Consider the following 14334-nt stretch of genomic DNA (forward strand, 5'->3'; position numbering starts at 1 on the left):
CGGAGCGGCAGGTCATGGGGAACAGAGCAGCTCGTTGTACGCCGCGGCAAACAGCACGAAGTCGTTGTCGTCGGCCATCTCGTCGAGATTGAGGTCGCCGACCGGATCGAGAAGCAAGTCGTAGGACTGCGAGAAACGCACGAAGTCGGCATCATCGACAACGCCGTCGCTATTGAGGTCGGCGGGGCACACGCTATCCACATCGCCCGTCAGGCGGAATGCGACCACCCTGTTGACACTGATCGGATCACCGTCATCGACGATGCCCAGGAGCGCATAACCGCCCGATGAGAGCGCGGGCCCGAGGCAGAGCCCTTCGAGGTTGGTCTGATCCCCCTTGTAGAGCAGCCGCTTGGTCGCGCGGGTGTATGTGGAACCGATGAGCGAACCGAAAGCCGAGACGTCGGTCGCACCCGAGATATCGACTTCATAGATCCGCGTCTGGAAGAACGTCGCGCCGAGGGCAAACGAGCGTTCGAGCACCAGAAGTTTTCCATTCGGGAGCGCCAGCACCTGCGAAACGCCGCTGCGCGCCCCGCTGATGACGGCACCGTGGATGGGCTCGGTGAGATACGCGAATTGAGCGAGCGCACTCGGGGCCTCGGACGTGAAGTCGTATTTGAGCAGACGCACGAGAGTCCCTGCGGCAGAAGTTGATTGGGAGCCGTCGACCGTGAGCGCTTCTTCGTTGCACGTCCACATCCTGCTGTGCGTGCGATCGAGCGAGAGCGATTCAAAGCCGAAGTTGGCGCGCCGGCTCGCGAAGATCGCGGGGCGGTCGATTGCGGACACAAACGCCCCGGATGTCACGGTGTACACGCGAACTTCCGGAGAGCCCTCTTCGGCGAGCAGTACGCGATCGCGTGCGACGCCGGTGAAGACAACATCTTCAAAGTCGCGGACATCTGCGAGTGCGCGGCCGCCACCGATGCCGAGCGGTATGGACGCGGTCGAAATGGAGCCGTCGGCGCCGATCGCTATGTCAACGAAGACCAGCTTGTTCGAATTGTCCATCACCGCGACGTACCGTTCGCCCGAGACGCGAGCAAGCCCGCTGAGTCCAGCCACGGTGAAACCGACGGAATTCTGATCGATCGCGGAAGTGCCGAGCGCTGTCGAGCCTTTGAATTCGACCGCCAACGGAGCGCCGCTCGCGGACGAAGCAAGGCCCAACGCGATCGGAAGCTTGAGGAGGTGGGTCCACATACATTTTCGATCGATCAGGTTTGCGAGAAACAGCCGCTTCTCACGTCGCGAACAGTGTCGGGCGGACGCGGAATCTGCAAATCATCGGCATGTTTGCAGGAAATTGAAAGCGGTGACGCATTCTTTCGGACATACTTTCAGGTTGATGCGGATTCCAGGGACTTGTGGGAGGTGAGGAGCATGCGATGCGGCACCAAATCGGCGGGTCGGCGGCGATTTTCCTGGCTGGCGTAGCGGTTCTCGCGGACGAATCGCCAACCAGACTTGAGCAGCCCGATAACCCGCCGGCCCTTTTGCGCCCGGCTTTGCAGACAACTCCGCCCGGTCAGGAACTTTTGCCGCTCGCCGCGACTCCGGTGGTTCGCGTCACGCAGGTGAACGTCACACCGTCGCAGCAGAACATTGTCGGTGACGCGGCGAACGAACCTTCGCTCGCGCACGATCCGACCGCTCCGAGCCGAATCGCGGTGGGCTGGCGTCAATTCGACACGATCGCGAGCAACTTCCGACAGGCGGGGGTCGCGTGGTCGAACGACGGCGGACGCACCTGGCATGCCTCGACACTTAACCCCGGAGTGTTTCGATCTGATCCGGTGCTTCGAGCGAACTCGGACGGTGTCATTTTCTACAACTCGCTGACCGGCGATTTCTTCGGGTGGAACTTTCTCTCGTACGACGGGGGGAAGACTTGGGCCGCGCCCTATCCCGCGTTCGGCGGCGACAAAACCTGGATGGCGATCGACCGAACGAGCGGTCCTGGTCGCGGTTTTCTGTATGAGAGCTGGAACACCGCGGGCAACAATTACGCGCCAAACACTTTCGCGCGAGCGACAGACGGGTTTTTCTTCGAGGATCCGATTCAGCTCCCGGTCTCGCCCGTGTTTGGAACGAACTACGTCGGCCCGAACGGCGAGGTGTACGTCTTCGGAACACCCAACTCGTCCTCCACTTCCACGTTTTACCTGGTGAAGTCGTCCAACGCGAACGATGCGCTGGCGACGCCGGCCTTCACCTGGTCGACCGTCAACATGGGTGGGACCGCGAGGATCGGCGGCACTCCGAACCCGGGCGGCCTGCTCGGGCAATCGCAGGTTGTCGTCGATGCTTCCAACGGACCCCGGCGCGGCTGGGTGTATCTGCTGGCGACGGTTGATCCCGTCGGGACCGATCCCGGCGACATCAACTTCGTCCGTTCGACGGACGGCGGGCTGACCTTCTCGCCTCCTCAGAAGATCAACCCGGAGCCCGCACTGAACACATCCTGGCAGTGGTTCGGAACGATCGGCGTATCGCCGAACGGGCGCCTCGACGTCGTGTACAACAGCACCGACGGCACCGGCGCTCTGACGAACTCGAAACTGATGTACATCAGCTCGAACGACGGCGGAACCACCTGGAGCGATGCGCTGCAGGTGACCAACATCTTCAATTCCACCGTGGGGCAGCCGAACCAGAACAAGATCGGCGATTACTACGACATTGAATCGGACGATTTGGGCGCAAGCGTCATCATGTCGGCGACGTTCACCGGCGGGCAGGATGTCTACTACATCCGTATCGGACCGGAAGATTGCAACCGAAACGGCCGCGACGATTCGGTGGACATCTCCTTCGGCTTTGATCCGGACTGCAACAAGAACGGCGTGCCCGACTCGTGCGATATCGCGAGCGGATTCTCGACCGACTCGGATCATAACGGGATTCCCGACGGCTGCATCGAGAACTGCGCCGGCGATTTCAATCTCGACGGCCAGGTGGACGACACCGATTTCGTCATGTTCGCGTACAGCTACAACGTGCTGCTCTGCGCCGATGCCGCGATGCCGCCGGCGTGCCGCGCCGACCTGAATCACGACGGGCTCGTGGACGACGCGGATTTCGTGCTCTTCGTCGCGGCGTACGACCAGTTGGTATGCGGCTGAGAAGCCCGCTCGCACCGGTATCAGAGAATCAGCGCCGACCCAATTTCAAACGGGAAGGCGGCTTCTCATCGGGCTCGATCATCGCGTCGTGACCCTCGAGCATGCGGAACGCCTGCTCCGCGAGTTGCCTCTTGAGTCGATAGTGCGACCAGCACGCGAGCGGGACAGAAAGGAGGTATCCGCCCGCGAGAATAATCGCGACAAGCCAGGTGTCTTTCGCGGCGAGAAACACGAGCAATCCGACGCCGATGAAGAGCGGGACCACCGCGCGCGGATGGATCCGGATTTTCTTGAAGCTGTACATCGGCACGCGGCTCACCATCAGCGCGCCGACAAAGAAAATGTAGATCGCGATGGCGATCGGGGGCATCGGCCAGTGGATCGAGGGTGAGAGCGAGACCAGAACGGGGAGCAGCACGGCGCCCGCCGCGGCGGGAGTGGGCATGCCGACGAAGAACCGCGTTGCAAAGGGATTGCCTTTCTTGGCGGGCTTGGCGCTTGTGAACCGAGCGAGTCGCATCGCCGAGCACATGGCGAAAGTGAGAACGCTCATCATGAAGAGCGGCTCCGGACGCACGGCTTCCGAATCGCGCAGCATCCACTGGTACAGAAGAACAGCCGGCGCAATGCCGAAGGAAGCAAAATCGGAGAGCGAGTCGAGCACGGCGCCGAACTTGCTGGTGACTCGCATCAAACGCGCGGCGCGACCGTCGAGCGCATCGAAGACGGCCGAGAGCGCGATCGCGATCAGAGCGTTCTCCCACTTGCTCTGCATGGCGAAGTGGATACTTGCAAGGCCGCAGGCGAGCGCCACCGACGTGATCATGTTGGGCAGGATTGCCCGGAGCGGCACGGCGCTATGACGAGTTGGGAACTTGAGAAACACGTCGTTCAATTGTTCGCCCGGATCGCCGCCGGTGCTTTTGACCCGCACGGACCGATCATCGCCAACAAAAAGGCCGCCCGAAGGCGGCCTTGAAATCAGATTGGAATTGCCGGCTCAGCGTCGCCGGCGCCCCCCGGAGATCACGCACGCGAACCCCATCAGCGCGAGCGCCGAACTCGACGGCACGTACGCGATGTTGTCGATGTACGCGGCATTGGCGTTCACCGAGACGAACTTGAAGGAGAGATCGACGAACGCGCCGGGCGTCAGGGCGGCGAGCTGCGTCGCATCGAGCGAGAAATCGGAAATGAACTGGAAGGACTTCGTGTTCGTCCCGTCGGCGAAGACCGAGCCCATCATGAGATTTCCGAGGAACACATCGACGCGCGAGAGAAAGTCGGCGGCCTCGAACGCGATGTCGAAGGTGATGACGAAGTACGAGAACGGCCGCACCACCTCCTGCGCGACACCGGCGTTGATCCCGAGTCCGCTCACCATCCGCATCGCCCAATTGTCGTCACCGCCGCCCATCCAGCCTTCGCGCACGCATTGCCCAAACGTCACCGTGTTGACCGCCTGGAACCAGCCGTTGTCGCGGTACGCGCCGCGATCGCCGTCGAAGCCGCCGTTGAACTCTTCGACCCGATTGGTGACCATCTCATAGCCGCGCCATGCCAGGCCGTACTTGATGTTGGCGATCGGGCTGGTCGTGCGCAGGTACGCGCTGATCGTGTACTGCGAGCGGGCGTCGGTCTTGTAGACGTTGTGCTGCGTGGTTCCCTTGGATGCGTCGTCTTCGCCGCCGCCCGATTTTTCGCCATAGTTCGACAGGCTCACGACGTTGCCGACCGTGCCCTTGCCGATCGAGAGGTTCATTCCCGCCAGGTCGGCGTATGTCCACTTCGTCACGTCGGCATCGGTGGCGACGACATCCCGATTCCAGACGAGCGTGGAGGTGAGATACGTTCCTTTGCGAAGTTCGGCCGCGGTGATGTAGTCGTTTCCGTTCGCGGCGCCCTTGCCGTCCACGGTGTCAACATCCCAGCCCGTCGCCTTCACCAAGGGCTCGTGCGTGGAGGTGCCCTTCTTCAGCGTGGCATGGCCCTGACCGGCGTTGTACTGGTTGTACGCTTCCATGGCGTCGAGGCCGCCGGTTCCGGTTTCGTTGCTCATGAACTTCGCGCCCGCCGCGAACTGCTTGTCCCAGCGATCGCCGGCACGATTCTGCACGGTCTTGTCCGCGCTGTTCATAATGACGGCGCGCATCACCCGAGTGTCCGTGGAAAAGCCCTTGTTCCCGCCGTGCTGCTGCAGCAACGCAACCACACCCGCGGTAATCGGGGTTGCGAAACTCGTGCCGGTCCAGTTCTTGTAAGTGTCGTTGGAGGCGTTGCCGGCGGAATTGATGTTGGTGCCGGGGGCGCAAATATCCACGCTCAAACGCTTCCCGACTTCGGACACGCTCGATGCAGGACGGATCTGCTTCCAGTCCGGACCGTCCAAATTGCCGACGGTGAGAGCGTTGTACGAGTTGCCGGGATTCGCGAGATTGCCGGTCATGTTGCCGCCGTCGCCGGCCTGCTGGCCCTGGTTTCCCGCCGCGGCAACATAGAGCTGCCCTTGCGTTCCGGCCCAGTCGGTGATTCGATTCACGCCATTGCGCAGCGCGGCCGGCTCGTTCCAGAAGACACCCCAGCTCATGTTGACAACGCTCGTACGCGGCGCGGTCAATTGCCAATCGACGGCACTCTTCATCGCGTTCAGCAGGGTGGCTTCGTCGGTGCTTCCGCCGGCCGGACCAAGCGGAGAACTCCAAAGAGTCGCTCCGGGCGCGACGCCCTGGAAGTTGCCGCCCGCGACTTTGCGCTGCCCCACCAGCAGGGCCGCAACACCGGTGGAGTGGTCAATCGCGGCGGCAGCTGCCGCGGGAATCCCGGGCTGCGTATTCACCTTGCCAACGAGGGACACATGCGTGTCGAGCGGCGCACCGTCTTCGATCTGTCCGATGTTCATCCCGGCGCCCGTCAGATTCGCGGTGGCGAGCAACTGATTGAGCCGAATCCTGTCGAGATATGCCTCGAGCGGGTCCGCGGCGATGGCGGAATTCCCGATCATCGAAGCAGCAAAGCCCGCGCAGAGAATCAACGCTCCGGTGCGTGAAGTATTCATCGATCGCCACTCCTGAGCGCAGCGCGCTCACTTCCAATGCCGAGAGGACGATCGCGGAGAATTCCCGCGGCGAAAACCCTCTCGCTCGTTTCCAGCCTACGGAAATCAGCGTTGGAATCAAGCCATTCCTGCGGCCAATTCCGTGGCTCCAATCAAAACTTCACAATGAAACAGGCGCCCGTCGGTCTGGTGCCCGTTCGGAGCACTCGAATCCGCGCCATCAGCCCGCCCGGCGCGCGATGATTGACTGCCCGGCGAAGACCTTGTCGCGGAGCTGAACAGCCGGTTCGAAGCCCGGCGGCAGGTACACATCCACACGTGACCCGAACTTGATGAGTCCGTAGCGCTCGCCGGCTGTTAGAACCTGGCCGACCCGCACTTTGCTCACGATGCGCCGCGCGACAAGCCCCGCGATCTGCACGACAAAGAATCGCGAGTTGTCGGCGAGCGTGAGCACGAGGCTGGCGCGTTCGTTGAGGTCGCTCGCCTTGTCGAAGCTCGCGTTGAAAAACTTGCCGCGGTTGTAGGCGATCGCCTGCACGGTGCCCGCGAGCGGCGCGCGGTTCACGTGCACGTTGAACACATTCATGAAGATGCAGATGCGCGTGCGCGGCGTCGGTTCTTCGCCGACGGCTTCCCTCGCCTCGGCGGGCGGCGCGGCGGAATCGATCTTGACGATCACGCCGTCGGCCGGGCAGATCATCGCGAGGGAGAGGTCTTCGTTGGCGCCCGGCTTGCGCTCCGGATCGCGGAAGAACCAGAACGCCCAAGCTGTGAAAGCGGTCATGACCAGCGCGATCGCGAAGAGTGGAATCGCCGCGGCGGTGTTGCGTAGGCCGATCGCAACCACGATCGCAAAGAGCGTGGGAAAGAAAAAGAATGAGATGATCAGCCAACCATCCTGCGCGATAATGGGCGGACGGGACGGATAGGGCTTGCCGACAAAGGACGCCGGTGGATTGGGAGCGGTCATCGAGGGATTGTTTACGGCAGAATCGCTGAAAAGGGAAATGCAGCCGGGTTCGCCGGCGCGAGTGCTTGTCCAGCCGCCCATCCTAAACCAGTCTCTTCGGGAGGGGGCTTTCGAGCATCTACACTCCTCCCCCTATGGCGATTCTGATCGACGCGAACACGAAGGTTCTTTGTCAGGGCATCACCGGCTCCTTCGGGGCGGTGCACACCAAGGGCTGTTTTCTCTACGGAACGAAGATGGCCGGGGGCGTCACGCCCGGCAAGGGCGGTACCAAGGACGCGAACGGGCTCCCGATCTTCGACACCGTCGCGCAGGCTGTGCGTGAGACGGGCGCGAGCGCGACGATGATCTTCGTGCCGCCGGCGTTCACGGCGGATGCGATTCTCGAGGCGGCGGAAGCCGGGATCCGCGTGATTTGCGCAATCACCGAGGGCGTGCCGGTGCAGGACATGATCCGCGTGCGCTCGGTGCTCGACGAACTCAACGGCGGGCCGGAAACGCCCGCGAGCAAGCGGAAGTTCGTGCTGGTCGGGCCGAACTGCCCGGGCGTGATCACTCCGGGACCGCGGACGAACGCGGGCAGCATGACGGGCGAACCGGGCGCGCCGTTCACAAGCGCTGGGTGCAAGATCGGCATTATGCCAGGCTATATCCACACGCATGTGAGCCAGAGCAAGCGGGGTAAAGCTATCGGCATCGTCAGCCGCAGCGGCACCCTCACCTACGAAGCGGTGTGGCAGACTTCGAATCTCGGGTTCGGCCAGAGCACGTGCGTCGGGATCGGGGGCGACCCGGTGCGCGGACTCAATCACATCGACTGCCTCGAACTCTTCGCCGAAGACCCGGAGACGCACGGCATATTGATGATCGGCGAGATCGGCGGCAGCGACGAGATCGATGCCGCGAAGTGGATCGAGGCGAATCGCAAGAGTGGGCGATTGAAGAAGCCGGTCGCGGCGTTCATCGCGGGACGCACCGCGCCGCCCGGCCGGCGCATGGGTCACGCGGGGGCCATCATCGGAGGAGCGGATGACACGGCGGATGCGAAGATCTCTGCGTTGAAAGCGGCGGGCGTGAGTGTGGCGATGAGCCCGGCGGACATGGGATCGGCGATGTTGAGCGCGATGGGCGGGTAAAGCCCGGCGGAGCGTGGTGTGGGGACTGAGCCGGACAAACAAGCGCCGTCAACGTTCGATTTTCCAGCGAGCATTGAAAGCGATCGCGGCGCGCTGCTCCGGTTCATCTGTCCTCAGATGACTGATGCCGATCTCGTGAAGATCGCTTGGAACGACACTCCTGATTGTGAGCTCCATTTAGAGGCATTGCGAGTCGCGCGAACGACAATGAAGGTCGCTGGCCGTCTCGAGTGGAATCCGAAGGAAGCGATCGAACTGGAGCGATGGGAGAAGCCCAGTTCTGCAGACGGACATCGTCGACGTCTTTTCGCGTGTGCGATTCTGGCGGACGCCTACTGCGAAGAAGATTCTCGTGAATATCTGCATTCCTTGTCCGACATACTTGCGCCGCTCGTTGAGAGCGCGATATTTCTGGGTAACAATGCGACACTGCAGGCTCGACGGTCGGTTTCGGCGACGCTGAAATTGCCCTTTCCGTGGTGGGAAGAATCCCTGTTGTTCGCTGGGCTGGCGGCAATCGTCCTATCTGTGGCCGCAGCGCGAGCGGAAGATGACGAATTCATTTCCCGCCTATGCGACTGGGTAGGTGCGGAGCGATTGAGAATCGATAAAGAGGAACTCGGCGCGGACCAGGGACCAGGCCTGCTAGGCGTGACGCACTTCAATCAACACCATTCACTCTGGCAAGCCATGGCACAGCGATATCTGACTCCTCGCCCCCTTATTCGGGCCAGACTTTGGGTAAGCTGCGTGCCATCGGAACCGAACTTGTCGAGTGGGTACGTGCCGAGAAGTAGTAATCTCGAACCGGCCAAATGAGGGACCTCGAACCAACAGACACAGCACGGTATTTCGACCCGCACTGATTGGTAGTCGGCTTTGAGTACGGCGGCAGGCCCTTCAGTCCTCCGCCTTGCCTCGTACCGCCTTCAGTATCGCATTTGCAATGTAAATCTTGTCGTAGTTGCCCTTGTTCGCCTGGGTCAGAATTCCCTGCTTGATCAAGTGCGCTATGTGCCTCTGCGCGGCCGTATACGAGATCCCAAGCAGCTCCTGGGCACGCGGGATTGTGACGACGAAATCCGAGAAGAGATAATCGACCAGTCGACCGGCAAGTGCGCTGCGCTGTTTGTTCTGCACCATCGCACGGTATTTTTCATAAAGGGCCCGGATACGACCGGCACGTTGCCTATCGAGCAAAGCCTGTTCTCCTAGAGCCGTGCAGAAGAATCGAATCCAAGGTTCCCATTCGCCCATCGTGCTCACGCGCAGGAGCCGGTCGTAGTACTCATCGCGGTGTGTCTGAACCCATTCGCTGAGATTGCACACGGGCTGGCGCAGCACGCCGGCCTTGATCGGTGCGATGTTCACAATCGCGCGTCCGAGCCGGCCGTTGCCGTCGCTGTACGGGTGAATCGCCTCGAACTGATAGTGCGCGAGCGCGAGCTCGATGAAGAACGGAAACCTCGCCCGCTTCGGCGCGCCGATGCTTTCCGGATTGACGAAGTGCTCCCAATCCTTCATGCAGCCTGAAACGTGCTCGGCTGGTGGTGGCACAAACCTTGCCGCGGCAAAGCCGTGATTCTCGTCGCCGATGCACACCTGTTTCTGCCGGAGTTTTCCCGGCGTATGACGCGGATCAATGATCAACTTTCGGTGCATCTCGTTGATCAATCGATTGGAAAGCGGCAGGGCCGACGTGAGCCCGTGCTCGACTGCCTGTTTGTTGCGCAACACTTCTTGCGAATCCTGATCTGCCTTTGCGCCAAGAACCTCCGAGATCGCGATGTCTTTCAGCGATGAGAACGTGTTTTCGATTTTGGACGACGACTGAACTTCGCGGACTCGCATCGCGCTCAGCAGCACGTTCGGGTCGGGCAGCGACTCCGCTTCCGCCTGCAGTTCCAGGAGCGAAGTCTTCGCTCGATCCAAAACCTCGAACAATCGTCCAATCAGGTGCTCTCGTCCCAACTCCGGAGGTAGCGCCTCCGGAACAAAGGCGATCCCTCGGATAACCCGCTCGCCACCCTCCTGCCGCTCTGTGAAGGCCGTCGGCACGAGCGTTCCGGGAAACTGGCCTCGAAAGTCAGACTCTTTCATGAATTCAACAATCGTTGATGTTTGTGGAGGAGAATTCCACTTTTTCGCCCAAAACGAAAAATCTGCCTTTTCAAATTTTCGAAGGGTTGAATTCCCCCCGAACGCACCTCTGCAACGCCCAATATCGACGCGCAAACTTGACGCACACGAACCGCCACGTGAACCCGTTCGAGTGCGGATCTCTTCTCAATGAACCTACTGGGCAGGTGCTGCCCCAAGTCGATCGCCCCAGACTGTTGCGTGGAATCGCCGCGATTTCTGGACCCGCCAGAATCCGGATTCCCAGCGCCGTTGTTATGCGACGCGCAGCCCGTGTAAACGCTTTCGATTCCGCGTTTTCCGCGCGACCCGGCTTGCAAGTCGCTTTCACGAATTGGAACTTTGACCCGTCGAGCCGCAGGGTTCGTATTTCACTGAGCCGTGGGGTCGTATTCGCCAGACGGATGCGTCCCGTTCGAGAGGAGGGGTTATGAATCGATCTTTCTACATTCCAGCCGCCGCCATCATGAGCGCCGCGGCACTGACGAGCGTGGCGAGCGCCGCGATCTCGTACTGGGATTTCAACGTGTTCAGCCGCTCGACCATCGGCACCTCGGGTCAGGGCTACGGCTCTGATTTCCAGGGCGCTTCGGGCGCTGTGGGGAACGCGTACTTCAGCAGCTTCGCGGCCCGCACGATGGCCAACAGCTCGCCGAGCCTTGCGGCCGGCTTCTACGGCGGCGCCAATTTCACAATTTCCGGCAGCGTCAACAACGGCGGCGTCAACGTCGCCGGCAACGTGACGATGAACAACGCCTCGATTTCCGGCCCCGTTTACGGCGGCGGCAATCTCGGCGGTGCCGGCGGCAGCGTGAATGGCAATGTTTCCATCGCCGGCACCAAGACGACCGGAAATCAGTTGACCGTGAACGGCTCGCTCAGCACGGGCCAGGCGTATGCCGCGGCATTGAATCTGGCAGATGCATCGACGTACTTCCACAACGCGGGCAACTACGCCGCGGGTTTGGCGTCGACGACGTCGTACGTCAATCAGTGGGGCGAACTGATCATCAACGCGAGCGGCCCGCTCACCGTGGTGAACGTGAACAGCAGCGACTTCATCAACGCCTGGGGTATCCGCGTCGTCGGAAGCGGACCGGTCGTCGTGAACGTCGGCGGCACATCGCTCAACTTCGCGAGCAAGACGTGGAACTATCAGAACGGCGCGAGCGCCGTCAGCACGCTGCTCAACCTGAATCAGGCGACGTCGATCAGCATGTCGGGAGGGCACAACGTCAACATCCTCGCCGCAAACGCAGCAACGAGCTTTTCGTCGGGCGTGCTCACGGGCAACCTAATCGTCGGCTCGCTCACGGGCAGCGGCCAGGTGAACTGGAACGAGGCGGGCGGCTTCAGCGGGAGCGCCATGATCCCGGCTCCGGGCGGCGCGATCGTGCTCGCCGGGGCGGGCTTGATCGTGATTCGTCGCCGCCGCTAGCGCGACGCAAGATCGTCGATCCGATCCGAGAGAGCCGGGAAATCCGGCTCTTTTCGTTTTTTTTGAATGGCGTGTCCGGGCTATTCGTCGCGCAAGCTCCCGCCCCGCCGAATCGCTCCGCGCCCGAACTTCCGCACGATCGAGTCGGTCGCTTTGTCCACCCGTTCCTGGCGCTGCGCACGCTTTTCCGAAGGCGCCTGCTCGGGCAGGGCCTGAAACAGCCCCAGTTGCTCCTCGCTCGAAAGTCCGTGCAGGCTGATGCCCATGAGCCGGAGCGCGCCGCGTCGCTCTGAAAGCCATTTGTTCAGGAGGCCGAGCGCAGCGCCCCAGATCAACTTCGTTGAATCCGTTGGTGACGGGAGTGAGGCACTGCGCGAGAACGTCGTGAAGTCCCCGAGTCGCAGTTTCAGGGTCACGCCGCGGCAGGTCAGTCCGTCTTCCCGGAGGCTCCGCGCCACTTCTTCGGTGAACCCGAGCAGGAGCGCGCGGAGTTCTTCGGGATCTGAGATGTTGTCGAAGAACGTGCGCTCCTTGCCGATGCTCTTTTGTTCGCGTTCGAGGCGCACGGGGCGGTCGTCTTCGCCCCGCGAAAGCCGCAGCCAATCGCGAGCCTGCTCGCCGAAGCGGCTGACCAATCTCTCTTCGCCGAAAGCGCGAAGATCGGCGATCGACTTGATCTCGAGTTTGCGCAGCCGATCCTGAGTCTTCGGCCCGAGCCCGTAAATCACGCCAACAGGAAGCGGAGCAAGCTCGCGTTCTGCGTCGCGCGGATCGAGGATTTTCAATCCGTCAGGCTTCGAAAGATCGCTCGAGAGTTTGGCGAGAAACTTGTTGCCGCTGATGCCGACGCTCGCCGGCAGATCAACCGCTTCGCGGATTCGCTGCTTGATCGCCCGCCCGGTTCGCTCGAGCGCATCGTTTCCGTTCGTCCCCCACTTCTTTTCGTAGAGGTGCATCGTGCCGGTCATCTCCATGAACGCCTCGTCCACCGAAATCGGTTGCACATCCGGCGTGAACGAGCGCAGCACTTCAAACACAACCTTCGACACCTCTCCGTACTTTCCGTGCCGCCCTTTCACAACGATCGCGTGAGGACAGAGCCGGAGCGCCTGCGCCATAGGCATTGCGCTCTTGCATCCGTACTTGCGAGATTCGTAGCTTGCCGCGGCAACCACGCCCCGCTTGCTCGCGCCGCCGACCAGCACCGGCTTTCCTTTCAGAGCCGGGTTGTCGCGCTGCTCGACCGACGCGAAGAACGCGTCCATATCGACGTGCATGATGACGCGGCCGGACCAAGGCATCTCCAATCGTTGCTTCAAAGAAAGAAGCCCGCGAACGCGGGCTTCTTCGGTTCAATCTGAGGGCAGGCTTACTGATCGTGTCCGGCAAACTCGGGCATCTCGTGCCCGGCGTCGCGGAGCGTCTTCTCGCGCTTGGCGAGCTCGAGATCGGTATCGACCATCATCGCCGCGAGCTGCTCGACCGTCGTGGTCGGCACCCAGCCGAGCTTCTGCTTGGCCTTGGACGGATCGCCCAGGAGCAGATCGACTTCGGCGGGGCGCAGGTAGCGCGGATCGAACGCGACGAAGTCCTTGTAGTCGAGGCCCGCGTGGCTGAAGGCCAGTTCGCAGAACTCTTTCACGCTGATCGTCTTGCCGGTCGCGATCACGTAATCGTCGGGCTTCTCCTGCTGGAGCATCATCCACATCATCTTGACGTAGTCGCCCGCGAAACCCCAGTCGCGCTTGCTGTCGAGGTTGCCGAGGAAGATCTTGTCCTGCAGGCCGAGCTTGATGCGGCCGACGGCGCGGGTGATCTTGCGGGTGACGAAGGTTTCGCCGCGCCGGGGCGATTCGTGGTTGAACAGGATGCCGCAGGAAGCGTGCAGGCCGTACGACTCGCGGTAGTTGACGGTCGCCCAGTGCGCCATCATCTTCGCGCAGGCGTAGGGCGAGCGCGGATAGAAGGGCGTGGTTTCCTTCTGCGGGGTCTCAACGACTTTTCCGTACTGCTCGGACGAGGACGCCTGGTAGTAGCGGACCTGCTGGCCCGATTCCTGCTGGAAGTCACGGACGGCCTCGAGCAGCTTGAGCGCGCCCATTGCGACCGTTTCGGCGGTGTAGATCGGCATGTCGAACGAAACGCGGACGTGCGACTGCGCGCCGAGGTTGTAGACCTCGTGCGGGCGAACTTCGCGCATCAGCTTGCTGAGGTTGTTGGCGTCACAGAGATCGCCGTAGTGCAGCTTGAGCTTGCCGTTCTTGGCGTGCGGGTCCTGGTAGATGCCGTCGATGCGGCCGGTGTTGAACGAGGAGGAGCGCCGGATGATGCCGTGCACTTCGTAGCCCTTGCCGAGCAGGAACTCGGCGAGGTAGGAACCATCCTGACCGGTGATGCCGGTGACAAGAGCGCGACGCGGGGTGGCCATGCTGCGAATCTCCTCAACTTCGAGAGCGGCGGGCGCC

At 61.8% G+C, this 14334-nt stretch carries 11 protein-coding genes; 4 read left to right on the forward strand and 7 right to left on the reverse strand.

The annotated features are described in order from the left end of the window. Nucleotides 1–12: 12 nt before the first annotated feature. A complete protein-coding gene (locus KF691_00415) occupies nt 13–1206 on the reverse strand; it encodes an esterase-like activity of phytase family protein (protein MBX3387894.1) in 1194 nt (397 codons plus the stop codon). Between the two features lie 185 nt (nt 1207–1391). Here KF691_00415 and KF691_00420 point away from each other — a divergent pair, with 185 nt between their 5' ends. After that, nucleotides 1392–3128 (forward strand): hypothetical protein, encoded by a 1737-nt coding sequence (locus KF691_00420; GenBank protein MBX3387895.1) that lies wholly within the window; start codon nt 1392–1394, stop codon nt 3126–3128. Between the two features lie 28 nt (nt 3129–3156). On the opposite strand, the gene KF691_00425 is transcribed toward KF691_00420, so the two are convergent. The 3 genes from KF691_00425 to KF691_00435 all read right to left on the reverse strand — a co-directional run bounded on the left by KF691_00425 (nt 3157) and on the right by KF691_00435 (nt 7156). Continuing rightward, a complete protein-coding gene (locus tag KF691_00425; protein MBX3387896.1) occupies nt 3157–4062 on the reverse strand; it encodes a phosphatidylcholine/phosphatidylserine synthase in 906 nt (301 codons plus the stop codon). 66 nt (nt 4063–4128) lie between these two features. Continuing rightward, complete coding sequence (locus KF691_00430) at nt 4129–6183, reverse strand: S8 family serine peptidase (GenBank protein ID MBX3387897.1); 2055 nt, start codon at nt 6181–6183, stop codon at nt 4129–4131. Nucleotides 6184–6403: 220 nt separating this feature from the next. Beyond that, nucleotides 6404–7156: a phosphatidylserine decarboxylase family protein gene (locus tag KF691_00435; protein MBX3387898.1), complete on the reverse strand. Its 753-nt coding sequence runs from the start codon at nt 7154–7156 to the stop codon at nt 6404–6406. 134 nt (nt 7157–7290) lie between these two features. Here KF691_00435 and sucD point away from each other — a divergent pair, with 134 nt between their 5' ends. Both sucD and KF691_00445 read left to right on the forward strand, forming a co-directional pair. After that, a complete protein-coding gene (gene sucD / locus KF691_00440) occupies nt 7291–8292 on the forward strand; it encodes a succinate--CoA ligase subunit alpha (GenBank protein MBX3387899.1) in 1002 nt (333 codons plus the stop codon). 18 nt (nt 8293–8310) lie between these two features. Then, entirely contained in the window at nt 8311–9111 is an 801-nt protein-coding gene (locus KF691_00445) for a hypothetical protein (protein ID MBX3387900.1), read from the forward strand. An 81-nt stretch (nt 9112–9192) separates the two neighbouring features. On the opposite strand, the gene KF691_00450 is transcribed toward KF691_00445, so the two are convergent. Then, nucleotides 9193–10392: a Fic family protein gene (locus KF691_00450; GenBank protein ID MBX3387901.1), complete on the reverse strand. Its 1200-nt coding sequence runs from the start codon at nt 10390–10392 to the stop codon at nt 9193–9195. Between the two features lie 469 nt (nt 10393–10861). On the opposite strand from KF691_00450, the gene KF691_00455 reads away from it, so the two are divergent. Continuing rightward, a complete protein-coding gene (locus KF691_00455; protein ID MBX3387902.1) occupies nt 10862–11869 on the forward strand; it encodes a choice-of-anchor A family protein in 1008 nt (335 codons plus the stop codon). Nucleotides 11870–11949: 80 nt separating this feature from the next. Here KF691_00455 and dinB read toward each other — a convergent pair whose 3' ends face one another. Then, entirely contained in the window at nt 11950–13170 is a 1221-nt protein-coding gene (gene dinB, locus KF691_00460) for a DNA polymerase IV (GenBank protein ID MBX3387903.1), read from the reverse strand. Between the two features lie 68 nt (nt 13171–13238). After that, nucleotides 13239–14297, reverse strand: a complete 1059-nt coding sequence (gene gmd, locus KF691_00465; GenBank protein ID MBX3387904.1) for a GDP-mannose 4,6-dehydratase — start codon at nt 14295–14297, stop codon at nt 13239–13241. Nucleotides 14298–14334: the final 37 nt, after the last annotated feature.

The sequence above is a fragment of the Phycisphaeraceae bacterium genome, assembly GCA_019636555.1.
Classification (GTDB): domain Bacteria; phylum Planctomycetota; class Phycisphaerae; order Phycisphaerales; family UBA1924; genus JAFEBO01.